Source organism: Sphingorhabdus sp. M41 (assembly GCF_001586275.1).
Classification (GTDB): Bacteria; Pseudomonadota; Alphaproteobacteria; order Sphingomonadales; family Sphingomonadaceae; genus Parasphingorhabdus.
Genome location: NZ_CP014545.1, coordinates 2780849 through 2804310, shown reverse-complemented (window position 1 = coordinate 2804310; position 23462 = coordinate 2780849). Strand labels below are relative to the sequence as shown.

At 57.5% G+C, this 23462-nt stretch carries 24 protein-coding genes; 20 read left to right on the top strand and 4 right to left on the bottom strand.

Annotation, left to right across the window (positions count from 1 at the left end; genetic code table 11):
• Nucleotides 1-173: 173 nt before the first annotated feature.
• From AZE99_RS13280 to argC, 8 genes are all read left to right on the top strand, one after another.
• Nucleotides 174-2561: a putative bifunctional diguanylate cyclase/phosphodiesterase gene (locus AZE99_RS13280; protein ID WP_067202011.1), complete on the top strand. Its 2388-nt coding sequence runs from the start codon at nt 174-176 to the stop codon at nt 2559-2561.
• Nucleotides 2562-2764: 203 nt separating this feature from the next.
• A complete protein-coding gene (locus tag AZE99_RS13275; protein WP_067202008.1) occupies nt 2765-4294 on the top strand; it encodes a flavin-containing monooxygenase in 1530 nt (509 codons plus the stop codon).
• A 78-nt stretch (nt 4295-4372) separates the two neighbouring features.
• On the top strand, nt 4373-4705 hold the full coding sequence (locus AZE99_RS13270) for a PilZ domain-containing protein (RefSeq protein WP_067202006.1): 333 nt from the start codon (nt 4373-4375) through the stop codon (nt 4703-4705).
• A gap of 66 nt (nt 4706-4771) precedes the next feature.
• Entirely contained in the window at nt 4772-6286 is a 1515-nt protein-coding gene (locus AZE99_RS13265) for a flavin-containing monooxygenase (RefSeq protein ID WP_067202004.1), read from the top strand.
• A gap of 39 nt (nt 6287-6325) precedes the next feature.
• On the top strand, nt 6326-7744 hold the full coding sequence (locus tag AZE99_RS13260) for a leucyl aminopeptidase family protein (RefSeq protein ID WP_067202002.1): 1419 nt from the start codon (nt 6326-6328) through the stop codon (nt 7742-7744).
• Nucleotides 7745-7822: 78 nt separating this feature from the next.
• Complete coding sequence (locus AZE99_RS13255) at nt 7823-8581, top strand: hypothetical protein (RefSeq protein WP_067201999.1); 759 nt, start codon at nt 7823-7825, stop codon at nt 8579-8581.
• A 178-nt stretch (nt 8582-8759) separates the two neighbouring features.
• Entirely contained in the window at nt 8760-9686 is a 927-nt protein-coding gene (locus AZE99_RS13250; RefSeq protein ID WP_231862614.1) for a C40 family peptidase, read from the top strand.
• A gap of 8 nt (nt 9687-9694) precedes the next feature.
• Nucleotides 9695-10624 carry an N-acetyl-gamma-glutamyl-phosphate reductase gene (argC, locus tag AZE99_RS13245; RefSeq protein WP_067201997.1) on the top strand — a complete coding sequence of 310 codons (930 nt, stop codon included), beginning with the start codon at nt 9695-9697 and terminating at the stop codon, nt 10622-10624.
• A gap of 8 nt (nt 10625-10632) precedes the next feature.
• Here the strand turns inward: argC and lepB are convergent, their stop codons facing one another.
• From lepB to pyrE, 4 genes are all read right to left on the bottom strand, one after another.
• Nucleotides 10633-11499, bottom strand: coding sequence for a signal peptidase I (gene lepB / locus AZE99_RS13240; protein WP_067203689.1), 867 nt, complete (start codon nt 11497-11499; stop codon nt 10633-10635).
• Between the two features lie 41 nt (nt 11500-11540).
• Nucleotides 11541-11942 (bottom strand): holo-ACP synthase, encoded by a 402-nt coding sequence (acpS, locus tag AZE99_RS13235; protein ID WP_067201995.1) that lies wholly within the window; start codon nt 11940-11942, stop codon nt 11541-11543.
• Nucleotides 11943-12099: 157 nt separating this feature from the next.
• Entirely contained in the window at nt 12100-12828 is a 729-nt protein-coding gene (locus AZE99_RS13230) for a pyridoxine 5'-phosphate synthase (RefSeq protein WP_067203687.1), read from the bottom strand.
• A gap of 2 nt (nt 12829-12830) precedes the next feature.
• A complete protein-coding gene (gene pyrE / locus AZE99_RS13225; protein ID WP_067203685.1) occupies nt 12831-13424 on the bottom strand; it encodes an orotate phosphoribosyltransferase in 594 nt (197 codons plus the stop codon).
• Between the two features lie 238 nt (nt 13425-13662).
• Between pyrE and coxB the strand changes: the two genes are divergently transcribed.
• Genes coxB through AZE99_RS13170 form a run of 12 tightly spaced genes read left to right on the top strand, consistent with a single transcriptional unit; the run spans nt 13663 to nt 23410 of the window.
• The gene (gene coxB, locus AZE99_RS13220) at nt 13663-14691 is read left to right on the top strand and encodes a cytochrome c oxidase subunit II (protein WP_067201993.1); all 1029 of its coding nucleotides are present in this window, start codon (nt 13663-13665) and stop codon (nt 14689-14691) included.
• A gap of 11 nt (nt 14692-14702) precedes the next feature.
• On the top strand, nt 14703-16364 hold the full coding sequence (gene ctaD / locus AZE99_RS13215; protein WP_067201990.1) for a cytochrome c oxidase subunit I: 1662 nt from the start codon (nt 14703-14705) through the stop codon (nt 16362-16364).
• A 32-nt stretch (nt 16365-16396) separates the two neighbouring features.
• Nucleotides 16397-17302: a heme o synthase gene (locus AZE99_RS13210; protein WP_067201988.1), complete on the top strand. Its 906-nt coding sequence runs from the start codon at nt 16397-16399 to the stop codon at nt 17300-17302.
• The gene (locus AZE99_RS16180) at nt 17299-17460 is read left to right on the top strand and encodes a hypothetical protein (protein ID WP_156472271.1); all 162 of its coding nucleotides are present in this window, start codon (nt 17299-17301) and stop codon (nt 17458-17460) included. The genes AZE99_RS13210 and AZE99_RS16180 overlap by 4 nt, the downstream gene beginning before the upstream one ends.
• The gene (locus AZE99_RS13205; protein WP_082788381.1) at nt 17460-18047 is read left to right on the top strand and encodes a cytochrome c oxidase assembly protein; all 588 of its coding nucleotides are present in this window, start codon (nt 17460-17462) and stop codon (nt 18045-18047) included. The genes AZE99_RS16180 and AZE99_RS13205 overlap by 1 nt, the downstream gene beginning before the upstream one ends.
• Nucleotides 18048-18078: 31 nt before the next feature.
• Nucleotides 18079-18939 carry a cytochrome c oxidase subunit 3 gene (locus AZE99_RS13200; RefSeq protein WP_067201984.1) on the top strand — a complete coding sequence of 287 codons (861 nt, stop codon included), beginning with the start codon at nt 18079-18081 and terminating at the stop codon, nt 18937-18939.
• 3 nt (nt 18940-18942) lie between these two features.
• Nucleotides 18943-19341, top strand: a complete 399-nt coding sequence (locus tag AZE99_RS13195; protein ID WP_067201982.1) for a DUF983 domain-containing protein — start codon at nt 18943-18945, stop codon at nt 19339-19341.
• The gene (locus AZE99_RS13190) at nt 19338-19943 is read left to right on the top strand and encodes an SURF1 family protein (RefSeq protein WP_082788380.1); all 606 of its coding nucleotides are present in this window, start codon (nt 19338-19340) and stop codon (nt 19941-19943) included. Before AZE99_RS13195 ends, AZE99_RS13190 begins: the two co-directional genes overlap by 4 nt.
• Before the next feature lie 13 nt (nt 19944-19956).
• Nucleotides 19957-21360 carry a threonine synthase gene (thrC, locus tag AZE99_RS13185; protein WP_067201979.1) on the top strand — a complete coding sequence of 468 codons (1404 nt, stop codon included), beginning with the start codon at nt 19957-19959 and terminating at the stop codon, nt 21358-21360.
• Nucleotides 21353-22237, top strand: coding sequence for a class I SAM-dependent methyltransferase (locus tag AZE99_RS13180; RefSeq protein ID WP_082788379.1), 885 nt, complete (start codon nt 21353-21355; stop codon nt 22235-22237). Before thrC ends, AZE99_RS13180 begins: the two co-directional genes overlap by 8 nt.
• Before the next feature lie 37 nt (nt 22238-22274).
• Nucleotides 22275-22646, top strand: a complete 372-nt coding sequence (locus tag AZE99_RS13175) for a dihydroneopterin aldolase (RefSeq protein ID WP_067201977.1) — start codon at nt 22275-22277, stop codon at nt 22644-22646.
• Nucleotides 22643-23410 (top strand): SDR family oxidoreductase, encoded by a 768-nt coding sequence (locus AZE99_RS13170; protein ID WP_067201974.1) that lies wholly within the window; start codon nt 22643-22645, stop codon nt 23408-23410. The genes AZE99_RS13175 and AZE99_RS13170 overlap by 4 nt, the downstream gene beginning before the upstream one ends.
• Nucleotides 23411-23462: the final 52 nt, after the last annotated feature.

The following is a 23462-nucleotide window of genomic DNA, read 5'->3' as shown; positions in this document are numbered from 1 at the left end:
GGCCGAACCAGGCGAGGGCAATCGGCCCCGCCCGGCATATTAAGGAGTCTTAAAGCCACTCCCCTTAAATCTGATCGATCGCAACCGTTACTAGCCCGGGTTCGCATCGTGGAAGAATTGCGGTCGATAGTCGGAAAATTCGGTTCGGATTCGGGATTAACGAGGTGGAGCTAATGGCCGCAAATCAGATGATGCAGCGTCTGTTCGAAATTCAACGAGAATTTTGGACCTTCCGCGCTGACCATGATCCATTGACCATAGAATTGATTGCCCGGCAGCAACTCAAGCTGATTGCCGACGTGTCCCGCATCATTGCCATCGCCATGATACCGGTCGCGAGCTACATGATGGCCAATCTGTTCATCCATGCCAGCGCCCCCTTCATAGCGGCAGGCCTCTTCGGGCTGGCGGTCATCATATTTATATCGATGAGAAATTTCAGCCGGCAAAATCCGCGGGATTTTGACCTTGCATATTTTTATGTGTTGCGGCGCCAGTTCTGCCTTGAAAGCATCATCGTGGCTCTGGCGGTGAATCTGAGCCTCTCTTTTCCCCTGGCTTTTGGCCAGATTCCATTTGACGAGAATAGCGTGATCCTGATCCTGGGGAGCATCGTGATCGGCGGTTTTACCTATGGCAGCATCCCGCGCGCGCAGACATTGTCTATCGCGATACCGACCGCATTGCTGGCGCTCGCTTTCTTCTCGGTCAAAGGCGTCGCGGCATTTCAATCCGTTTTGCTGCTGGTCTTTTTCGCCATCTGTATCGACTCGATATATCGGCTGTTCTTTTTCAACTTTGCCAAGCGCCATATTTATGCCGCCAAGCAAAAAGAGGCTGCTGAAACCGTCAAGCTTTTGCTCAATGACTATGCCGAGCAAAGTTCGGACTGGCTGTGGGAAACCGACGAGGAGCATCGGATTGTTCAGGCATCAGGCCGTTTTGCCAATGTCGCCGGCCTGGCTGTCGAGGAGTTGAACGGCAAGCATATTGCCGATCTGTTCACCGAGGGTGATGAGCGGGATTTCCTGTTGCAGCAGATAGGCCTGGGCAAGTCGATCCGCGGTCTGGTGCTGCCAATATCGGTCGACGGTGAAGAGCGTTGGTGGAGAATTTCCTGTCGGCCGATGGACACGTCGGAGGGACCGTCTAAATCGCTTCGAGGAGCGGCCACCGATGTCACCAACGAAAAACAGGCGAAAGATCAGGTTGCCCATCTGGCGCATTATGACAGTCTGACCGATCTGCCCAATCGCGCCCTGTTCAATGAAAAGCTGGAAAGCGCGCTTGCCGGGCTCAAAGGCGATCGCAATATCGCTGTGCTCTATCTGGATATTGACCGGTTCAAGGCGATCAATGACACAATGGGTCACAATGCCGGAGACCAGGTATTGCAAATGGTCGGCAATCGGCTGGCAGCGGCCACAGGCGATGAGGATATTGTCGCCCGACTGAGCGGCGACGAATTTGCGATCTGCCTGAGCAGCGTAGGGAATAGCGATGATATTGCTGAGATCGCGTCGGATATCGTCAATATCGTGTCCGAACCCTTCATGATTGACGGTCACAAGATTGTTCCGGGAATAAGTGTCGGCATTGTTGTCTCGAATGACAAGTCCGAAACCGCCGAAGGCCTGCTGCACAATGCGGATATCGCGCTGTACAAGTCGAAGGATAATGGACGCGGGCGAGTGACGCTCTTCAAGCCGGAAATGCTGCAAGCGCAGCTGGACCGGCGCGCGATGGAGCTGGACCTGCAGGCCGCATTGAAGCGCGATGAGCTTGAACTTTACTATCAACCGGTATTCGACGTCCAGACCGAGAAACCGCTGGGCTATGAAGCACTGGTCCGCTGGAATCATCCGACCAGGGGCATGGTCATGCCGAAGGAGTTCATTCCGATAGCCGAAGCGACCGGATTGATTATCCAGCTGGGTGAATGGGTGCTCCGGACGGCTCTTCTCGAACTGAAAAACTGGCCGGAACATCTGGGCGTTTCGGTCAACCTGTCTCCGGCGCAGATGCGCAGCCCGAATCTGTTGTCGACCATCATCCATGGCCTGGCCTCAGCCGGCGTCGACGCGCATCGGCTGGAACTGGAAATCACCGAAACGGTGATCATGAGCAACAACCGGGCCAATTTCGAACTTTTGAACAAGATTCACTCGCTCGGAGTGAAGATCGCCCTGGACGATTTCGGCACCGGCTATAGCTCGCTCAACTATTTGCGCAGCTTTCCGTTCAACAAGATCAAGATCGACCGCTGCTTTGTCGAAGATGTTGATAGCCGGGAAGATTGTCAGGCGATCATCCGAGCGGTCACCGGTCTGGCGTCCAGTCTGGGCATGATCACGACAGCAGAAGGCATCGAGCGCGATGGCCAGTTGCTGCAGGTGAAGCGGGCAGGGTGCAAGCAGGTACAAGGCTATTTGTTTAGCAAACCCATTCCGGCGAGCGGAATCGCGGGCCGAATAGCAGAAGCGCCGCCCGAATTCGTCGCTCTGGAAAATATTCAGGAAGCGGAAGCCAATTTCGAACCTGCCAAACGCAGAATCGGATAATCTGGATCTGTGAACGACGAAGTTCAAATTTATCGAAGCACAGGATCAGGCCAGCGTTTCCTTGGTATCGGCCGGGCCTCTGCTCGCTTTGCGGCTAAAGAAAAGTTGCCGGTTTCTGACCGCCCTTAACCGCCCAATTAAATCTCTAATTGCAACTCTTCGTCGGCAATGGCATAACATCCCAAAAGCTGGGAGAGACGGCAATGGCGACTCAGATCGTAAACAAAAGCAGTGCAGCAATAGAATCGGTCGACGTATTGATCGTCGGCGCGGGTATTTCCGGCATCGGCATGGCAGTGCATTTGCGGGACAAATGTCCGGGCAAGAGCTTTGCCATAGTCGAGCGCCGCGATGATATTGGCGGCACCTGGAACCTGTTCCAATATCCCGGCATCCGCAGCGACAGCGACATGCACACATTGGGCTTCAGCTTCGAACCGTGGACCGAGCAGAAGTCGATTGCCGACGGTCCCTCGATCATCAAATATCTCCACCGGATCAAGGCCAAGCATGATCTGGAGAAACATATCCATTTCGGCCATAAAGTGCTGTCGGCCAGCTGGTCGAGCGAGGATGCGCGCTGGACCGTCACGGCAGAGAAATCCGACGGCAGCCATGTCACAATGCACGCCAATTTCGTCTATATGGGCGCCGGCTATTATGACTATGACAATCCCTATGACGCGCAAATAGAAGGGCTGGCCAATTTCAAGGGCGATGTGGTGCACCCGCAATTCTGGCCCAAGGATTTTGACTATACCGGCAAGAAAGTGGTGATCATTGGCAGCGGTGCGACCGCCGTGACGATCGTGCCAGTACTGGCGGAAAAAGCCAGCCATGTGACGATGTTGCAGCGCACGCCGACCTGGTATGCCTCGGCGCCGTCGAAAGACTGGCTTGCCAACAGCCTGCGCAAGATATTGCCGGACAAATGGGCCTACAAGATCACCCGCTGGAAGAATGTGAAGATGCAGGATCTCACCTTCCGCACCGCGCGTGACAATCCGCAGAAGGTCATCGACAAGCTTGAAAAGCCGATGAAGAAAGAGCTCGGCGACAAATATGTGAAGGAAGATTACACGCCGCCATATGGCCCGTGGGAGCAGCGTCTGTGCCTGGTGCCCGACGGTGACATGTTCAAGGCGATTGCCGCAGGCAAGGCCGATCTGAAGACCGGTCATATCGAGACGGTAACCGAGAGCGGCATCAAGCTGAAATCGGGGGAAACGCTCGACGCGGATGTGATTGTCACCGCGACGGGTCTGAAGCTGGCGGTCGCCGGCAAGGTCGCGTTCGAGGTCGATGGCAAGCCGGTCAACTGGCCCGATCATTATTATTACAAGGGCTGCATGTTCTCCGACATTCCCAATCTGGCGATCGTCTTCGGCTATCTCAACGCCAGCTGGACGCTGAAGGCGGATATCGTGTCGGAATTTGCCTGCCGCGTGCTGAACCATATGGACGCGACATCGACGCGGATCGCCAATCCGGTGCTGAACAAGGAATTGGAGCAGGAACAGCTGTTCGATTTCTCGTCCGGTTATATCCAGCGGTCGATCAATGAACTGCCGCGCAACAGCACTGCGATGCCATGGAAGCTCAATCAGGATTATCTGTTCGACAAGAAGATATTGCTCCACGATCCGGTGGATGACGGGGTGATGCAATTTTACGGCCCCAATTCTCAGCAAGGGGCTGGCGACAGCGAGCCTGCTCTGGAAGCTGCAGAATAATCGGCTCCAGCCCTTGCCTCAGGTTGATTAACCGTTTGTTGACCAGAATTGGCTAAGCCTCTCTGCAAGAGGTAGATTATGGGCTATATGAATTCGCAGTATCGCACGGTGAAGCCGGCGCTGATCGAGCATCGCAAGGTGTATCGTCATCCGGTGCAGATTCGTAAGGCCGCTATCAGGCAGCATGGCAAAGCGGCGAAAGCAGGCGAACTGATTGATGTTTCAATCTACGGCTGCCGGATCGCGAGCGAAAGCATATTTGACGAGGGTATCCGCGTCTGGCTGCGGTTTGCAGACAGCAGCCCAGTCTCGGCGACCGCGATGTGGTGCAAAGATGGCCATATCGGCTGCCGTTTTGACGAAAAGCTGGACTCCACCCTGTTCCGCAGACTGACCCTGATCAGCGAATAGCCCCGTGCCAGGGCCTAGCAAAACCACTCACTTGCCAACTGACAGCAATGTCAGTAAGACGGCGGGATGGAAAATAAGATTCTTGACGTCCTGATTGTCGGTGCCGGCCTGTCCGGTATTGGCGCAGCGGTCCATCTGACCAAAAAATGCCCCGGCAAAAGCTTTGCCATAGTCGAGGGGCGAGAGCGGCTCGGCGGGACCTGGGACATTTTCCGCTATCCCGGTATCCGATCCGACAGCGACATGTATACTCTGGGTTATAATTTCAAACCCTGGACCGCGCGCAAGGCAATTGCAGATGCGCCATCGATCCTGAATTATCTCAACGAAACCGTCGACGAATATGGCTTGCAGGATAAAATCCTGTTCAACCACAAGGTGGTTGATGCGAGTTGGTCGAGTGCAGAGGCGCTGTGGACGGTCAGTCTCCAGCATGGCGATGGCTCGCTCAGCACCATCCAGTGCAATTTTCTCCATATGTGCTCTGGCTATTATAGCTATGAAGAAGGCCATAACCCAGACTTCCCCGGCAAATCCGAATTTGCCGGTCCGATTGTCCATCCGCAATTCTGGCCCGAAGATCTCGACTATGCCGGCAAGAAGGTGGTGGTTATTGGCAGCGGCGCGACCGCCGTGACACTGATTCCCTCGATGGCGGCAACGGCAGAGCATGTCACCATGTTGCAGCGCTCTCCGACCTATATCGTATCGCGGCCGGGCGAGGATAAATGGGCCCTGCGGTTGCGCAAATTCCTGCCGGGCAAGCTCGCCTATCTGCTGACTCGATGGAAAAATGTGCTGATGGGCATTTTCATGTTCAATCTGGCTCGCAAGAAACCCGAGGGCTTCAAGGGCCGGCTGCTCGAGATGGTGCGCGAGGAAATGGGCCCCGACGTTGACATGGCAAATTTCACCCCCAGCTATAATCCGTGGGATCAGCGGCTGTGTCTGGTTCCCGACAGCGATCTGTTCGAATCGATCAAGTCGGGCAAGGCGTCGATCGTCACCGATCATGTCGAGAGATTTACCAAAGACGGTATCAAGCTGAAATCCGGCAAGATGCTCGAGGCGGATATCATTGTCACCGCTACCGGTCTGAAAATGATCACCGGCGGTAGCGCGAAAATTTCAGTAGATGGTCAATTGGTCAAATTTGGCGAAAAAATCAATTACAAGGGTGTCATGTTCTCCGGCATTCCCAATTTTGGCATGACCATGGGCTATACCAATGCCAGCTGGACCCTGAAAGCCGATCTGACGAGCGAATATGTCTGCCGCCTGATCAATTTCATGGACAAGAATGGAACGCCGATCGCAACCCCGACCTTGCCGGCCGACGGCCTGATCGGCACCGAACCAATGCTCGACTTCAGTTCCGGCTATGTCCAGCGGGCGATCAAGAATTTGCCAAAACAGGGCGATCGCAAACCGTGGCGACTCAATCAGAACTATCCCAAGGATATCATCAATCTGCGGTACAAGGCGGTCGATGATGGGGTTATCGTCTTTTCCAAGCCCGGTGCGGTCGCGGCTCGTCTGCCAGCACAACCGGTCGAAGCGGAAGCCATCGCTGCTGAATAGACTCTCGCGCTCGGCAGATTTCATGGCTATAGCGATCAAATGACTGATTTTAAGGCATTGATTGAGGCTGATACCGGCCAGACCGCTCGCTCCATCCAGATAGTGAATGCGGGCAATTTCGAAGACTGGCTGAAAGGGCAACCGGAGAGCATAAGGGCGCTGGCGGCGGCCTATCAATTCGCCGGAAAAGCCGACACCTATCTGCTGCTGCCTCCGGTCGGCGGCAAGAGCGATGACAAATCGCTGGCGACCGATTTTTCGGTGGTTGCCGGCGTGGCGGATCATGGCAAGCTCGATGCCTGGTCGCTGGCCAAGCTCGGCAGCAGCCTGCCCGAGGGCAATTACCGGCTGCAGGACATCAGCGCCAAGGGCGCGCTGTTCGGCTGGCTGATCTCGCAGCACGAGTTTGACCGCTACAAGGAATTGCCCGACCGGCAGGGACCGAGCGTGTTGCTGGTCAAGGACGCGATCGGCCAGCGCGAGGAAGCACTGCGCCAGGCCGAGGCCAGCGCGATGGTCCGTGACATGGTCAACACGCCGGCTGCCGATATGGGGCCGGACAGGCTGGAAGACATTGTCGACAAGCTGGCGGCTCAGCACGGCGCAGAGCTGAAAGTGACGCGCGGCGATACGCTGGAAGAACATTTCCCGATGATCCACGGCGTCGGCAAGGCGGCGATGCGCGCCCATGCGCCGCGCCTGCTCGAACTGAAATGGGGCAAGGCCGACCATCCGAAAATCGCGATTGTCGGCAAGGGCGTGACCTTTGACAGCGGCGGGCTTTCGATGAAGTCTCCTGCCGGCATGATGCTGATGAAAAAGGATATGGGCGGTGCTGCCCATGCCATTGCCCTGGCCAGACTGGTGATGGAGGCGAAACTGCCGGTGCATCTGCACCTGCTGGTTCCGGCGGTGGAAAATGCAATCGACGGCAACGCCCTGCGACCCGGCGACATATTGCACAGCCGCAAGGGGCTGACCGTCGAAATTACCAATACTGATGCCGAAGGGCGGCTGGTGCTGGGCGATGCGCTGACATTGGCCGGTGAACAAGAGCCGGAATTGATGATCGATTTCGCGACACTGACCGGTGCCGCGCGCGTTGCTCTTGGGCCGGACATGCCGGCAATGTTCTGCGATGACAAGGAGATGGCAGATGGGCTGCTGCAGGCTGGTGACGATGAAAGCGACCCGCTTTGGCAAATGCCTCTATGGTCCGGCTATGACGCAATGCTCAATAGCAGTATCGCCGATTGCGTGAACAGCGCGTCGGGCGGCTTTGCCGGCTGCATCACCGCGGCTTTGTTCCTGAAGAAATTTGCGCCGGAGTCCGTGCCCTGGGCGCATTTCGACACTTTTGCCTGGCGACCGGCGGCCAAGCCGGGTCGGCCGATCGGTGGCGAAGCGCTGGGCCTGCGGGCGAGCTGGCGCTATTTGCAGGGGCGTTACGGGAAGTAGGTAATAGCGGGACCGTGGTTGGTTAATTCTCCCAGAACAGCTTGACGGGAAGAAAATTCAGGAGGAGTATCCCGCGTCATGATGAACAAAGTCCAACGCGGCTTGCTCGCCGCCGTGATCGCCCTGACCACAACCGCCGCGACCGATACGGAAGGCGCGCAAAGTTGCGTTACCGAACATGGCCTGCAGGACAAGCTGGGATCGGGTAGTGCCAAAATATTCGTAAATGGCGTGTTTTTTCGCGCTGAACAGGGACCGTCTAGCGGGGGTGGTACGTTTACGGACTGGCTCGTCCAAGGTCAGAACAAGATCCGTATCGAATATGACGGCGACGACGCTCAATTTTCGATCACCCAAGGCTGCCGAGATGAAATGCCCGACGACGAATATGTCGATCAGGCAATATTTGATGCGCCCGGCACCAAGACGCTGAGCTTTATCCATGATCGTCCCGTCGAGGACGAATATCTCAGCGCCGAAATTGCCGGGGAAGAGGGCCTGGCGGAGGCGATTGAAAGCTTCCACAAAGCCGCCGTGGCGCGCGACATAGATGCCATCTTCGCCTTGCAGGCACCGCTGTTCCGGGATGCGAAAAGGCGCGGATATCCGGTCGATATCGCCCGCGCCTTTGCCCGCGAGGTTGTGACCAAGGGGGCCACGAAAATCGCCGAAAGCTATACCATCACGCCGGTGCTTGGCGGCCGGGTATATCAGGTTCTCGACGCAAATATGGAACCTCCCATACGCGTGGTCTACAAGGACGAGAATGGTTCCTATGAATGGAGCAGTGGCTCCTATTGGGGGCGCTTTGACGGCAAGTGGGGGATTATCGCCTAATTAGGCGGCGAACCCGATCCATAGCGAAAATTTGTGTACAGATTCCAGACAGCAGCGACACCGCTTGATTAACCGCCCCCGGGTCGTCTAAAGGCGGTCGATTGTCATCGCTTTGTCACATGGCGCACTAGCCGCAGAGTCACGGACATTTTTTATCGCTATTGGGATTTCTAAACGCATGGACATGGAAACTGCAGATACAGGCGCGCACGCGAAATTCGTGCTCAATGGTCCTGAAGGGGATTTCGATCCCCGGATCACCGCGCATCGCGGCGACCTGGCGGATATTGCGCTGGCCGGCAAGATGTTTGCGCCGCATTATGCTGCGCCGATGCCGATGCGCTGTTCCGCGCCCAAGGCGATGCTGCGCAAGCAGCCGGGCAAGGATCATGAAGCGATTTCCGAATTGTTGCACGGCGAGGATTTTCATGTGCTGGATATCGCCGGTGACTGGGCCTGGGGCTATTGCGGCAATGACGGCTATGTCGGCTATGTGCCGGTCCATGCGCTGCAACATCAGAAGAAGACACCCGAGCCGACTCATTTGATCTTTGCCCGCGCGGCGCTGATTTTCATCGAGCCGGATTTCAAATCGGGCGTGATGAAGCGGCTGCCGATGGGCGCGCGGATCGCCTGTGGCGAAGCCAGCGAATGCGGCAATTATCTGAAAAGCGGCAAGGGCTACGTCCATGTCCGCCATGTCCAGCCGATTGGCACCAAGGTCGTGTTTGACGGCAGCAACGGCACCGCGGCGCTCGCCGAACAATTGATCGGCGCGCCCTATCTCTGGGGTGGCCGCAGCGGTGACGGGCTCGATTGTTCGGGGCTGATCCAGATGATATTGATGCTGACCGGCGTTGCGGCTCCGCGCGACAGCGACCAGCAGCTAGAGGCGCTGGGCGAAGATATTGCGGAAGACGAAGAGCTGCGGCGCGGCGATCTGGTGTTCTTCCCGAACCATGTCGGCCTGATGGTCGACAAGGACCGGATCATCCATTCCACTTCGCACATGATGCAGGTAATTATCGAGCCTCTGGCCGACACGGTTGCCCGCTTTGCCAAATTATCGGACCAACCGGTTTTGGCGCGCAAACGGCTTTCCTGAGACTGACTATGACGAAAACTGTTTTCATTGACGGCGCGGTGGGTACCACTGGCCTCGAGATCGCCGACCGGCTTTTCGGGCGGGAAGAATTTGCGATGGTCCGGCTGCCGGACGAAAAGCGCAAGGATCTTGCGGCGCGGCGCGAAGCGATCAATGATAGCGATTTTGTCATATTGTGCCTGCCCGATGATGCGGCGCGGGAAGCGGTTGCGCTGGTCGACAATGACCGCACGCGGATTATCGACGCCTCGACGGCGCACCGGACGGCCGAAGGCTGGGCTTATGGTTTTGCCGAATTTCGCGATGGTCAGCGCGATGCCATTGCGGCGGCGCGCTTCGTGTCGAACCCGGGCTGCTATCCGACCGGCTTTCTGGCGCTGATTGCGCCGCTGATTGCCAGGGGACTGCTGCCGGCCGACTGGCCCTATGTGATGAATGCGGTGTCGGGCTATTCCGGCGGCGGCAAGGCGCTGATCGAGCGCTTTGCGCAGGAACCCGATCTGGGTTTTCGTAGCTATGGCCTGAACTTCGACCATAAACATCTGCCGGAAATGAAGACCTATGCCGGTCTGAGCCATGATGTCATTTTTGCGCCCTCCGTGATCCGCGCTTTTCGCGGGATGCTGGTCGACGTGCCGTTTCACCTCGGAGCCATGGGCTCGGTGCGGGCAGAACAGCTATTGGCAGAGCTTAGCTCCTTTTACGCCGGTTCGAAGATTGTTTCGGTTCAGGGCAGGGGTGACCTGACGGAATTGTTGATCAGCGAGAATGACGCGCCAACCGACCGGCTGGAGCTGTTTGTATGTGGTAACGCCGAAGGCTATCATGCCCGCCTGATTGCGCGGCTGGACAATCTCGGCAAGGGTGCGTCGGGCGCAGCGGTGCAGAATCTCAATATCATGGCAGGTCTCGACGAGACCGCAGGGCTGCAGCTCTAGGCTTCTGCCTATTTGCTGGCTGAAACCGCTTTGGCAGGACGCAGGCTGGTGCCGGCCCGTCCGCTGCGGAAGGCACCCCACCAGCTCAAGGGATTGAGCGTCGTGGTTCCATCCAGCGAGAAGGTGATGAATTCGGCCCGTCCGCCAATATTCTCCCAGGGAATGGGGCCACCGAGACCGAGCGGACTGGCCACCCGGCTGTCGGCGCTGAGATCGCGATTGTCGCCCAGCAGATAGACTTGTCCTTCCGGAATTTCGACCGGTGCCACGTCATCGGTATATTGCGGACCGAGATCGATAATATCATAGCTCACGCCATTGGGCAGAGTTTCACGCACGATCGGCAGGTTGCAAACCGGATTGCCGTCGGCATCCACACCGCGTGCACCGGGAAATTCGTGGACTCCGCAGGGAGAGTTGGCATCGATCGGCACCTGCAGATCGGGCTGTACGTCCTGTCTTACGCCGATGCCGTTGAGAAACACCTGACCGCCGCGCAGTTCGATCGTGTCGCCGGGCAGGCCGATCACCCGCTTGATATAGTCGCTGCTTTGCTCTCGCGGGGTCAGGATGACGACGTCGCCGCGTTCCGGCAGACTTCCGAACAAGCGACCCGATACGCGTGGGACGATATGGAAGGTCGGGGATACCCAGGACCAGCCATAAGCATATTTGCTGACAATCAGCCGGTCGCCGACAAGCAGACCGGGCATCATCGATACCGATGGGATATAAAATGGCTTCGCGACCAGGCTGTGGAACGCCAGAACCGCCAGCAACAGCAGGGCGATGCTCTTGATCTCGCCGATCCAGTCGGTCTTTTCCTTTTCCGGTTTCTTGGCGGTGTCGCTGCCGGCGATATTGTCTAGAGCCATATTCTTGTCTTTGTTTTCCTGGTCCATGCGACGCGCGTTTCCTATAGCGGATGGGCTTCAATGATCACGAATGCTTGCGCCCATGGATGATCGTCGGTGAGTGTGAGATGAACGGTCACCCCATATCCCGCCGGTGTCAGCGCGTCGAGGCGTTTTTTCGCGCCGCCGGTGAGCGCGAGCGTCGGTGCTCCGCTCTTGGCATTGATGACGCCGATATCCTTCATGAAGACGCCGGCGCGGAAACCGGTGCCGACCGCTTTGGAATAAGCTTCCTTGGCAGCGAAGCGTTTGGCGTAGGTTCCGGCCTTGGTAAATGGCCGCCGGGCCGCCTTGGCGCGTTCCAGTTCGGTGAAGACACGCTTTTCAAACCGCTCGCCGAAGCGGTCGAGCGAATTCTGGATGCGCTCGATATTGCAGAGGTCGGAGCCGAGGCCGATGATCATATCTTTTCCTCCCTGCAGCGAAGCTGTGGGGAGGTGGCGCCGAAGGCGACGGAGGGGCCGAAAGCGGAATTGGTGCATAGCGGCAGGCACCCCTCCACCACCCTTCGGGCGGTCCCCCTCCCCATCTGCGATGGGGAGGAAAGTTGCGGCACCATTCTCACCGCGCATCATCCATCAGTTCGCGCATCTGTCTTATACTTCCGTCGAGGCCGCTGAAAATCGCTTCGCCGATCAGGAAATGGCCGATGTTCAGTTCCTTGAGCTGCGGGATGGCCGCGATCGGAATGACATTGTCGAAGGTCAGGCCATGGCCGGCATGGGGTTCGATGCCGTTTTTTGCGGCCAGGGCTGCTGCATCGGCTATCCGGCGCAGTTCGGCTTCGCGCTCGGTACCGGTAAGTTCGGCATAACGGCCGGTATGAAATTCGACCACCGGCGCGCCGAGGCGGATGGCGGCTTCGATCTGGCGCGGGTCGGGTTCGATGAACAGGCTGACGCGGATATTCGCTTCCCTCAGCTGACCGACAAAATCGGCCAGCTTATTGTGCAGGCCAGCGGCGTCCAGCCCGCCCTCGGTCGTCCGCTCCTCGCGGTTTTCCGGTACGATGCAGGCGGCGTGCGGCTTGTGGCGCAGGGCGATTTGCAGCATCTCGTCGGTCGCCGCCATTTCCAGATTCAGCGGGATGGTGAGCTTGTCCATCAGGACGGTCAGATCATCATCGCGGATGTGGCGACGGTCTTCGCGCAGATGGGCGGTTATGCCGTCGGCGCCGGCTTCGGCAGCCACCAGAGCTGCGCGTACCGGTTCGGGATGATCGCCGCCGCGCGCATTACGGATAGTGGCAACATGGTCGATATTGACGCCGAGCCTGAGTGGGTGTGAAATGTTCACCCGGCTGGAATCCCGGCGCGGCTGCCGGGCTTGGTGGCTGGTATCGCGGCCAGTTCGGGTGGCAGTTCATCGGCGGCATAGGATGGCACGTCCAGCGTCACCAGCGGGAAGAAGGGCACATCAAATTGCGCGGCACCATTGGATCGGTCAATCAGCGCGCCGGCGGCAATCACGTCGCCGCCTGCATCCCGGATTGCCTGAATCGCTTCGCGCGACGACAGGCCGGTGGTAACGACATCTTCCATCATCAGCACCTTCTGGCCCGGCTTCAGTCGGAAACCGCGGCGCAGTTCGAACGTGCCGTCGGGCCGTTCGAGGAACAGCGCCTCGAGACCCAGTGCTCGCCCCATTTCATGGCCGATAATCACACCGCCCATCGCCGGCGACACTACAATATCGATTGAACGCCTGATATTCTGCGGAATCTTGGTGACCAGCGCTTCAGCCATCCGCGAGGCCCGCGCCGGGTCCATCAACAACCGCGCGCATTGTAAATATTGGGCGCCATGGCGACCGGACGAGAGGATGAAATGGCCTTCCAGCAAGGCATCACAGCTTCGGAATTCGGCTAAAATCTCGTCTTCTGTCAATGTTTCATCCTGCTCTATTTTGCTTCTTTCTGCCCAAATGGGCATATTGCTGCTGCATTGCCAGAAAAATTAAAGTCAAAAAACTGAAAAAATATCTATTCGGTAGCTTGAGGCTTGCAGCAACCATGCCTATAAGCCGCCACAATCGGACTATTTCAGGCCGGGCTCGCTGATTCCAGATGTCGGGCCATCGCCGGAAAACTACCGAAACTTGGGGTAAGATAGGGTTGAGCAATATATGACTCATTTTGTTAAAGCTTGGATTCTGGCCATCGGCCTGATTCTCACGCCGGCAGCATTGTCGGCGCAGGAAGCATTGCCGGCAGCGCCAGTCGTAGATCCGGCAGCGGCCAGCGCAGTTGAAGCGGCGGATGTACCAGCGGCGGCGGAAGCGACCGCATCCGGACTTGATCCAGCCCTTTATACCCCGATGAAACCTACGCCAGGCATCGGCATGCCGGTCGATGGCGGCATTGATTTTCAGCAGCAGTTCAGCGAAACCGGCCAGACCGCACATTGGATCAACAATGCGATCCTCGTCCCGATGATGGTTGGTGTCAGCTTGCTGGTTCTCTTTCTTTTGTTCTGGGTCGTCTTCCGCTTTCGTCGCGGTGCCAATCCCGAGCCGTCGAAAACCACGCACAATACATTCATCGAAATTATCTGGACGGTCATTCCGGTTCTGATCCTGGTCGTCATCGCGGTGCCTTCGATCAGTCTGCTTGCCCGCCAGTTTGAGCCAGCGCCAGAAGATGCGCTGACCGTGAAGGTAACCGGATATCAGTGGTATTGGGGCTATAGCTATCCCGACAATGGCGATTTCGAAGTCATTTCCAACATGCTGTCGGAAGAAGATGCGGCTGCGCGGGGCGAACCCCATCAGCTGGCCGCCGACAACCGTATGGTTATCCCGGTCGGCAAGCCGGTCAAGCTGCTGATCACCGCAGCGGACGTCATCCACAGCTTCGCCATTCCTTCGGCCTGGTTCAAGCTTGATGCGGTTCCCGGAAGAATCAATGAAAAGGTTCTGCAGATCGACCGTGAAGGCGTATATTATGGCCAGTGTTCGGAGCTTTGCGGAGCGCGTCACGGCTTCATGCCGATCACGGTTGAAGTTCTCTCGCAAGAAAAATTCAACAACTGGGTTCGCGCCAATGGCGGCACGGTGAAAGGCGAAGCAGCAGAGCCTGCTGTCGCCGAAGTCGCTGCAGTCAATGACACGACAACCGAAATTGCGCCTGCCGTTGCAGCCGCTGCGACCAACTGAGGGTTAGAGCAATGACAACTATCACAGCAGATGGCCATATTGATGATCACGCGCATGATGCGGATCACAAGCCGGCCTTTTTCCAGCGCTGGTTCATGTCGACCAACCACAAGGACATCGGCACTCTCTATCTGATTTTCGCGATTATCGCGGGCATCATCGGTGGTGCGATTTCCGGTCTGATGCGTCTGGAGCTGGCTGAGCCGGGTATCCAGTATCTGCAGGCCTGGGCAAGCATTTCCAACGGCAGCGAAGCGTCGCTGGATCAAGCCTACCACCTCTGGAACGTGCTGATTACCGCACATGGTCTGATCATGGTCTTCTTCATGGTCATGCCGGCGATGATTGGCGGTTTCGGTAACTGGTTCGTGCCGCTGATGATCGGTGCGCCGGACATGGCCTTTCCGCGGATGAACAATGTCAGTTTCTGGTTGCTTGTCCCTGCGTTTCTGTTGCTTTTGGGGTCATCCTTTGTCCCCGGCGGCACCGGCAATGGTGCGGGCACCGGCTGGACGGTCTATGCGCCGCTCTCGACCAGCGGGTCGGTTGGTCCGGCGGTGGACATGGCGATTCTGTCGCTCCATCTGGCGGGTGCGTCCTCCATCCTTGGCGCAATCAACTTCATCACCACCATTTTCAACATGCGCGCGCCGGGTATGACCCTGCACAAAATGCCGCTATTTGTCTGGTCGGTTCTGGTTACCGCATTTCTGCTGCTTCTGGCGCTTCCGGTGCTGGCTGCTGCAATCACGATGCTGCTAACCGACCGTAACTTCGGTACGACTTTCTATGACGCTGCCGGTGGCGGTGATCCGGTTCTGTACCAGCATCTGTTCTGGTTCTTCGGTCACCCCGAAGTCTACATCATGATCCTGCCCGGTTTCGGCATGATCAGCCATATCGTCGCGACTTTCAGCCGCAAGCCGGTGTTCGGCTATCTCGGCATGGCCTATGCGATGGTTGCCATCGGCGTGGTCGGCTTCGTGGTCTGGGCGCACCATATGTTCACCACCGGCATGTCGGTTAACGTGAAAATGTACTTCACCGCAGCCACCATGGTGATCGCGGTGCCGACCGGCATCAAGATCTTCTCGTGGATCGCGACCATGTGGGGCGGCTCGATGTCCTTCAAGACACCGATGATGTGGGCGCTTGGCTTCATCTTCATGTTCACCGTTGGTGGCGTGACCGGTGTTGTGCTGGCCAATGGCGGTATCGACGACAATCTCCATGACACATATTATGTGGTTGCTCACTTCCACTATGTGCTGTCGCTGGGTGCGGTCTTCTCGATCTTTGCCGGCTTCTACTACTGGTTCCCGAAAATGTCGGGCCGGATGTACAGCGAATTGCTGGGGCAGCTCCATTTCTGGATCTTCTTCATCGGCGTGAACATCCTGTTCTTCCCGCAGCACTTCCTCGGACAGCAGGGCATGCCACGTCGCTATGCCGACTATCCGGAGCAGTTTGCTTACTGGAACCAGATCAGCTCGATCGGCTATGCCGTGATGCTGGTCGGTGTGCTGATCTTCTTCGTGAACATCGGCTACGCCTTGCTGGCTGGCCGTCGAGTGGAAGGCAATTACTGGGGCGAAGGCGCGACGACGCTGGAATGGACATTGTCCAGCCCGCCGCCGTTCCACCAGTTCGAAACGCTGCCTCAGATCAAGTGATCTGAGAATCAGCCGGAAGTTTGGAAAGAAAAATGACCACTGCGTCACAGACAATACAAGGCCTGGCCAGCGCGAAGGATCTCTTCGCGCTGACCAAGCCGCGCGTGATGTCGCTGGTTATATTCACGGCGCTTTGCGGATTGCTGGCGGCGCCGGGAACAATCCACCCGGTGATCGGCTTTACCGCGATCCTCGCGATCAGCCTCGGGGCAGGGGCTTCGGCTGCGCTCAACCAGTGGTATGAATCGGATATCGATGCGATCATGAAGCGGACCAGCCAGAGGCCGCTGCCGGCTGGCCGGATGGACCGCGAAACCGCGCTGCATTTCGGTATCGGAATGTCGGTTTTCTCGGTTCTGCTGATGGGCGTGGCCGTAAACTGGTTCAGCGCCATATTCCTGGCCTTTTCGATCTTCTTCTACGCCGTGGTCTATACTATCTGGCTGAAGCGCAGCACGCCGCAAAATATCGTGATTGGCGGCGCCGCCGGGGCGTTCCCACCAGCGATAGGATGGGCTGCGGTTACCGGCGACATGACGGTGATGCCGTTCCTGCTGTTTGCGATTATTTTCTTCTGGACGCCGCCGCATTTCTGGGCGCTCGCCCTGTTCATGAACAGCGACTATTCCAAAGCCGGTGTGCCGATGATGCCGGTGGTTGCCGGTCGGCAATCGACTCGTCTCCAGATTTTTGGTTATAGTCTGATACTGGCAGCAATCGCCATCGCGCCCTTTGCGCTGGGGCTGGCCGGTGTGATCTATGGCACCGCCGCGATCATTCTGAGCCTCATTTTCTGTGTTCTTTCATGGCGGGTGTCGCGCAGTACAACGACCCGGCCAGATGAGATGACGGCTGAAAAGCGGCTGTTCAAATTTTCGATCCTTTATCTATTTTCGCTGTTCGCAGCGATTGTCGCGGACCGGATGATATTGGCATGAGCGAGATTGACAGTGAAAAAGCTCCGATGACGCCGGAACAGCAGAAGCTCTATCAGGCCCGGCAAAAGCATCGCGCGGTTATCATGGCCGGGCTGCTGCTGTTCATGGTTGTGCTGTTTTACTTCATTACGATCGTCAAAATCGGGTCGGGTTCCTGATGGCGATCACAAAGACCTCCCTTTCCGGCAAGAACCGCCGCAGCGCCATGATGGCGGGCGCGATGGGACTCGGCATGCTCGGCCTGGGTTTTGCCGCCGTGCCGCTATACGAGGTGTTCTGCCGCGTGACCGGCTATGCCGGAACCACCCAGCGCGTCGGTGAAGCAGAGGCCGCAACAGTCCATGCCACCAACCGGGTGATGTCGATCCGTTTCGATTCGAATGTCAATTCCGCGCTTCCCTGGTCCTTCAAGCCGGAGCAGCCGGTTGACCATGTCACCGTCGGCGCGCGCGACATGGCGGTTTTTATTGCCACCAATGACTCGGACCAGCCGGTTGTCGGTACCGCCACGTTCAATGTGACCCCGCTACTGGCCGGTCAATATTTCAACAAGATCCAATGTTTCTGCTTCAGTGAGCAGTTGCTCAAGCCCGGTCAGACGATGCGGATGCCGGTGCTCTATTATGTTGACCCGGCGATCATGGATGATCCGGAAACTAAAGATATCAAGGAAATTACGCTTAGCTATACCTTTTATCGCTCCACGAACGAGCCGGCAGTAGACGCCGGTACGGGCGATAGCTAAGAGAAATTCAAGTCAAGGTTAGGGAAATAATATGGCCGGTGCCAAAAATCATGATTATCACATTCTGCCGCCAGACATCTGGCCGCTGGTCGGTTCGTTTTCCGCGTTTGTCATGGCAATCGGCGGCATCCGCTGGATGCACGACATGGCATTTGGTGCATTGATTTTCTATGTTGGTCTGGCGGCTGTCGGCCTGACATTTTACGCCTGGTGGTCCAATGTGATCAAGGAAGCCCATGCGGGTGATCACACACCGGTGGTGCAGTTGCATCTGCGCTACGGGATGATTCTGTTCATTGCATCGGAAGTCATGTTCTTCGTGGGCTGGTTCTGGGCCTGGTTTGATTTCGCCCTTTTCCCTCAGCCGCTTGAAATGGTTGATGGCATTGTCACAAATTATATCGGACAGGATGGCGCCGCCGCGCTGCTGCAATGGCCACCCAAGGGCATCGAGGTTCTCAACGCCTTTGAACTGCCGCTGCTTAATACGATGATCCTGCTGTGCTCCGGCACCACCGTTACCTGGGCTCACCACTCGCTGATCCACGGTGACCGGAAAGGCCTGATCACCGGTCTGTGGCTGACGATCATCCTTGGCGCGGTCTTCTCGTGCATTCAGGCCTATGAATATAGTGTTGCGCCATTCCCGTTTGCTGGTCTCAATTACAGCTCGGCATTCTATATGGCGACCGGATTCCACGGATTCCACGTTCTGGTCGGCACGATCTTCCTGATCGTCTGTCTGGCACGGGCCTATAAGGGGCATTTCACCCCGCAACAGCATTTCGGCTTTGAAGCGGCTGCCTGGTATTGGCATTTTGTCGATGTCGTCTGGTTGTTCCTGTTCATCGTCGTCTATGTCTGGGGCGGCTGGGGCGCTGCGGTCCACTAGGCCATTGCGTTGACCAAAACCGAAAATGAAAAAGGGCAGCCGGAGGTTCTTCCTGCTGCCCTTTTTGGTCTTTGCCCCAATTGCGGACAAAAGACATTGTTCGCAAATCTGACAAAATTCTCGGACAAATGCCGAGCCTGCGGACTCGACTTCAGCCAATATAATGTCGGCGACGGTCCGGCCGCTTTTCTGACATTGATAGTCGGCGCGATTATCCTCGGCCTGGCCTTGGCGGTGGAGGCGAATTTTCATCCGCCGATCTGGATTCATATAATGCTCTGGGTACCATTGACCGTGGCGGCGGTTGTCGGATCGCTCAGGGTGTCGAAGGCATTGTTGCTGATTCTGGAGCATCGCAATCAGGCCCGCGAAGGCACTATTGACGGAAGCGACTGTCCATGATCAAGCGGCTTCCGATATTCGTTACCATCCTCGTTCTGGCTGCCGTGGCCACCATGGCCGGTCTCGGCATTTGGCAATTGCAGCGCGCAGACTGGAAGAACGGGTTGCTGGCAACCTATGCGGCGGCGTCGGATATGCCTGCCATTGCTTATCCCGCCGTGCCGAGCGCAGAGGACGCGCCCTATTTCCGCAAGTCGACCGTCAACTGTCTGGAAGTTATCGGCTGGCGATCCACCAGCGGGCGCAGCGCCAACGGCCAGTCGGGCTGGGCGCATATTGCCCAGTGCCGCACCGCAGGCGCTGAGGGCCCTGGCGCGCAAGTCGTAGCCGGCTGGTCGGAGAGACCGGATGACCCGGAATGGGATGGCGGAATCGTCGACGGCATTATCGCGCCGGACAGCCAGTATATCATTCGTCTGGTCGCCAGCGAACCGGTTGCAGGGTTGCAGAAAAGCCAGCCGCCCGCGCTGGAGGACGTTCCGAACAATCATCTGTCCTACGCAGTCCAGTGGTTTCTCTTCGCCGGCATTGCGTTGATCATTTTTCTGATCGCGCTCCGGGGGCGCAACAAGGGCGTTGCCCAATCCGGCAACTTGTCCTAACCCGCTCGCCATCATGGATTATATTTCTACCAGAGGCGCAGCGCCTGCACTGAATTTCGAACAAGTAACCCTGGCCGGTCTGGCTGGCGATGGCGGATTATATGTGCCGGAATCCTGGCCGTCGTTCAGCCCCGCAGAAATTTCAGCGATGGCGGGTCTTTCCTATGTCGAGGTTGCCGTCCGGGTGATGCAGCCGTTTGTCGGCGATGCGCTTGATGAAGCGGAACTGCGTGACATTTGTGAACAGGCTTATGGCCGGTTCTCGCATGAAGCGGTAACGCCGTTGGTACAGCTCGACGGGCGGCAATGGCTGCTCGAGCTTTTCCACGGGCCGACACTCGCGTTCAAGGACGTGGCTTTGCAGCTGCTGGGCTTGTTTTTCGAGAAATTTCTCGCCCGTCAGGACAAGCATCTGACGGTTGTCGGGGCGACTTCCGGCGACACCGGTTCAGCCGCAATTGACGCGCTGGCGGGACGGGACAAGGTCGATATCTTCATGATCCATCCCGATGGCCGGATTTCCGATGTCCAGCGTCGGCAGATGACCACGGTGCGCGCGCCTAATGTTCACAATATCGCGATCGATGGCAGTTTCGATGATGCCCAGGCGATGGTGAAGCGGATGTTTGCCGATCAGGAAGTGACCAATCGTTTCTCGATCTCGGCGGTAAATTCGATCAACTGGGCGCGGCTGATGGCGCAGGTCGTTTATTATTTCTACGCCGCGAGCCAATTGGGCGCTCCGCATCGCAAGATCGCCTTTTCCGTGCCGACAGGCAATTTCGGAGATGTTTTCGCCGGTTATGTCGCCTCGAAAATGGGACTGCCGGTCGAGCGGCTGATCGTGGCGACCAACGTCAATGACATCCTCCACCGGGCATTGAGTGCAGGTGATTATTCCACCGGAACCGTGACCCCTACCGCCGCGCCTTCGATGGATATTCAGATCAGCAGCAATTTCGAACGGCTTTTGTTTGATCTCGAAGGCCGCGACGGCGGCAAAACCGCTGCGCGCATGGCCAACTTTGAAAAGAGCCATAACATGCAGCTGGAGTCCGGCATGCGGGAGGCTGCGGCTTCGCTGTTTACCAGTCACCGTGTCGATGCGGACGATATGGCGCTGGCAATGCGCTGGGCGCAGGACCGCGCCGGTCAAGTGATCGATCCGCATAGCGCCATCGGTCTGTCGGCCGCGCAGCATGCCGATCTCGATCCCGCGGTACCGGTGGTGACACTGGCCACCGCCCATCCGGCGAAATTCCCCGATGCCGTGGAACGGGCAACCGGCATTCGTCCGGCGTTGCCGCGCCGCGTGGGGGATCTGTTTGACCGGGAGGAAAAATATACCAAGCTCCCTGGAACTTATGAAGCGGTGAAGGAATTTATCATGTCCAACGCCACGCCGACCGATGGCTGAATCCAGCCTCGTTCCGATATTGATGATCAGCGATCCGCGCAGCGACTATGCGCTGATCGATTCCGGACATGGCCGCAAGCTGGAGCGATATGGAAAATATCATTTCATCCGCCCGGAGCCGCAGGCGATGTGGGCACCGGCCAAGGACGACTGGCAGGCCGATGGCGAATTCATTCCCGCGTCGGACGAGGATGGCGGAGGACGCTGGCATCTGAACGCCAATGTCCCGGAAGAAGGCTGGCAGATGAACTGGGAGGAGGTGACTTTCACCGCCCAGTGCACACCTTTCCGGCATCTCGCCTATTTTCCCGACATGGACCCGGTCTGGCGCTGGTTCCGCGGCAATCTGAAGGCGCTCGAATCGCCGCAGATGATGAATCTGTTTGGCTATACCGGAGTCGGTACGCTGGCGCTGTCCGCAGCCGGAGCCAATCTGGTGCATGTCGATGCCTCGAAGAAATCGGTGACGGCAGCGCGCGACAATGCGGCTCTGTCGGGAATGAGCGATCGTCCGATCCGCTGGATTATTGACGACGCGGCCAAATTTGCGGCCCGCGAAGTGCGGCGCGAACGGCGCTATGATGCGATCCTGCTCGACCCGCCTAAATATGGTCGCGGCCCGGATGGTGAAATCTGGCGACTGGAAGAGCATCTGGCCGGACTGGTCGAGAATTGCGGGAAGCTGCTCGACGCCGACAGTCGCTGCCTGTTCCTGACCGTTTATGCCGTGCGCATGTCGGCGCTGGCGCTGGGTTCGCTGCTCAACGAGAAGCTGGCCCATCTTGGCGGCACGATCGAGGTGGGTGAACTGGCGGTGCGCGAGGAAGCGCGGGGACTGCTTTTGCCGACCGCGATTTTCGCCCGCTGGTCGGCCTGACTTGCCATTTTCCCGCTAACATGGTCAGAGAATATCTATGACAGACACATTGCTCCTGGAAGTCAACGATCTCGATGTTGACGTACTCACCGGCATCTATTCCGAAGAAACCCATTTGCCGCAGCCTTTGCGCATTTCGATCGCGGCGGAGCTCAAGATACAGGAACGCTATGAAGCGGACACCTCGCTTGATCATTCCAAAAATTACATGGATCTCAAACATGCCGCTACCACGGCACTGCCCGAGGGCGTGCATTTCAAGCTGATCGAGGCGGTAGCCGACCATATCATCGAGACGCTGTTTCTGCAGGATCAGGATGTGTTGCGGGTTACCGTGAAGATCGTCAAATTGCTGATCTCCGAAAAAGGGGAGCAGATCGGTATCACGCTAAGCCGGAGCAGGAAATGACCCGACCGCTCGCGCTCGTCACCGGCGGCGTAAAGCGGGTTGGGGCCGCGATTGCCGCACGATTGGCCGATGTCGGCTATGCGCTGGCGCTGCACGGCAATAGCGATGCCATTCCCGATGAGCAGTTGACTGCAAGGCTGCAGGAAACGGGCTGTATATGGTCCGGGTTTCAGCAGGATTTTCTCGATGAGGGGGCAGCAGAAGCTTTGATGGATGCGGTTGTCGGTCACTTCGGTCGGACGCCGGATCTGGTGATCAACAGCGCCTCGATTTTCGGACAGGATAATGTCGGCCAAATCCTCGAAAAGGATCTGCAGGCGCATTTCCGGGTCAACAGCCTTGTTCCGGTATTGCTGACCACTGCTCTCCATCATCGCCGGCCTGAAAACAGCGAACGGGCGTGCGTCATCCATGTTCTCGATCAGCGTATCCGTAATCCCAATCAGGACCAGCTGAGCTACACGCTTTCCAAACAGGCTCTGGCCGGATCGGTGCGCTCGCTGGCAGTCGCCTGCGCAGACCGGATCCGTGTCAACGGTGTCGCTCCGGGCCTGACTCTGACAGCGGGAGAATATGGTGCAGATCAGCTGGCCAATATCACCGCGATGATGCCGCTCGAACGACTTCCTGATCCGGAAGATATTGCCGATGCCATAGTCTATCTGGCGGGGGCCAATGCTGTTACCGGCCAGATCATCTATGTCGATGGCGGGGCCAGTCTGAAGGGCTTTGACCGCGACTTTGTTCACCTCGGCAAGGACTGAAATCCCCGATACGCCCCAAAGGACAGGTTTGAACCCGTCCGGATATGGCCCA

Excerpts from the sequence above, each read along its gene's own strand:
- AZE99_RS13200 (WP_067201984.1), top strand. The coding sequence starts at position 18,079 with ATGGCCGGTGCCAAAAATCATGATTATCACATTCTGCCGCCAGACATC.
- AZE99_RS13175 (WP_067201977.1), top strand. The coding sequence starts at position 22,275 with ATGACAGACACATTGCTCCTGGAAGTCAACGATCTCGATGTTGACGTA.
- acpS (WP_067201995.1), bottom strand. The coding sequence starts at position 11,942 with ATGATCATCGGCCTCGGCTCCGACCTCTGCAATATCGAGCGCATCCAG.
- lepB (WP_067203689.1), bottom strand. The coding sequence starts at position 11,499 with ATGGCTCTAGACAATATCGCCGGCAGCGACACCGCCAAGAAACCGGAA.
- AZE99_RS13265 (WP_067202004.1), top strand. The coding sequence starts at position 4,772 with ATGGAAAATAAGATTCTTGACGTCCTGATTGTCGGTGCCGGCCTGTCC.
- ctaD (WP_067201990.1), top strand. The coding sequence starts at position 14,703 with ATGACAACTATCACAGCAGATGGCCATATTGATGATCACGCGCATGAT.
- AZE99_RS16180 (WP_156472271.1), top strand. The coding sequence starts at position 17,299 with ATGAGCGAGATTGACAGTGAAAAAGCTCCGATGACGCCGGAACAGCAG.
- AZE99_RS13210 (WP_067201988.1), top strand. The coding sequence starts at position 16,397 with ATGACCACTGCGTCACAGACAATACAAGGCCTGGCCAGCGCGAAGGAT.
- AZE99_RS13270 (WP_067202006.1), top strand. The coding sequence starts at position 4,373 with ATGGGCTATATGAATTCGCAGTATCGCACGGTGAAGCCGGCGCTGATC.
- argC (WP_067201997.1), top strand. The coding sequence starts at position 9,695 with ATGACGAAAACTGTTTTCATTGACGGCGCGGTGGGTACCACTGGCCTC.
- AZE99_RS13260 (WP_067202002.1), top strand. The coding sequence starts at position 6,326 with ATGACTGATTTTAAGGCATTGATTGAGGCTGATACCGGCCAGACCGCT.
- AZE99_RS13275 (WP_067202008.1), top strand. The coding sequence starts at position 2,765 with ATGGCGACTCAGATCGTAAACAAAAGCAGTGCAGCAATAGAATCGGTC.
- AZE99_RS13190 (WP_082788380.1), top strand. The coding sequence starts at position 19,338 with ATGATCAAGCGGCTTCCGATATTCGTTACCATCCTCGTTCTGGCTGCC.
- AZE99_RS13205 (WP_082788381.1), top strand. The coding sequence starts at position 17,460 with ATGGCGATCACAAAGACCTCCCTTTCCGGCAAGAACCGCCGCAGCGCC.
- AZE99_RS13250 (WP_231862614.1), top strand. The coding sequence starts at position 8,760 with ATGGACATGGAAACTGCAGATACAGGCGCGCACGCGAAATTCGTGCTC.
- coxB (WP_067201993.1), top strand. The coding sequence starts at position 13,663 with ATGACTCATTTTGTTAAAGCTTGGATTCTGGCCATCGGCCTGATTCTC.
- AZE99_RS13255 (WP_067201999.1), top strand. The coding sequence starts at position 7,823 with ATGATGAACAAAGTCCAACGCGGCTTGCTCGCCGCCGTGATCGCCCTG.
- AZE99_RS13170 (WP_067201974.1), top strand. The coding sequence starts at position 22,643 with ATGACCCGACCGCTCGCGCTCGTCACCGGCGGCGTAAAGCGGGTTGGG.
- AZE99_RS13280 (WP_067202011.1), top strand. The coding sequence starts at position 174 with ATGGCCGCAAATCAGATGATGCAGCGTCTGTTCGAAATTCAACGAGAA.
- AZE99_RS13180 (WP_082788379.1), top strand. The coding sequence starts at position 21,353 with ATGGCTGAATCCAGCCTCGTTCCGATATTGATGATCAGCGATCCGCGC.
- thrC (WP_067201979.1), top strand. The coding sequence starts at position 19,957 with ATGGATTATATTTCTACCAGAGGCGCAGCGCCTGCACTGAATTTCGAA.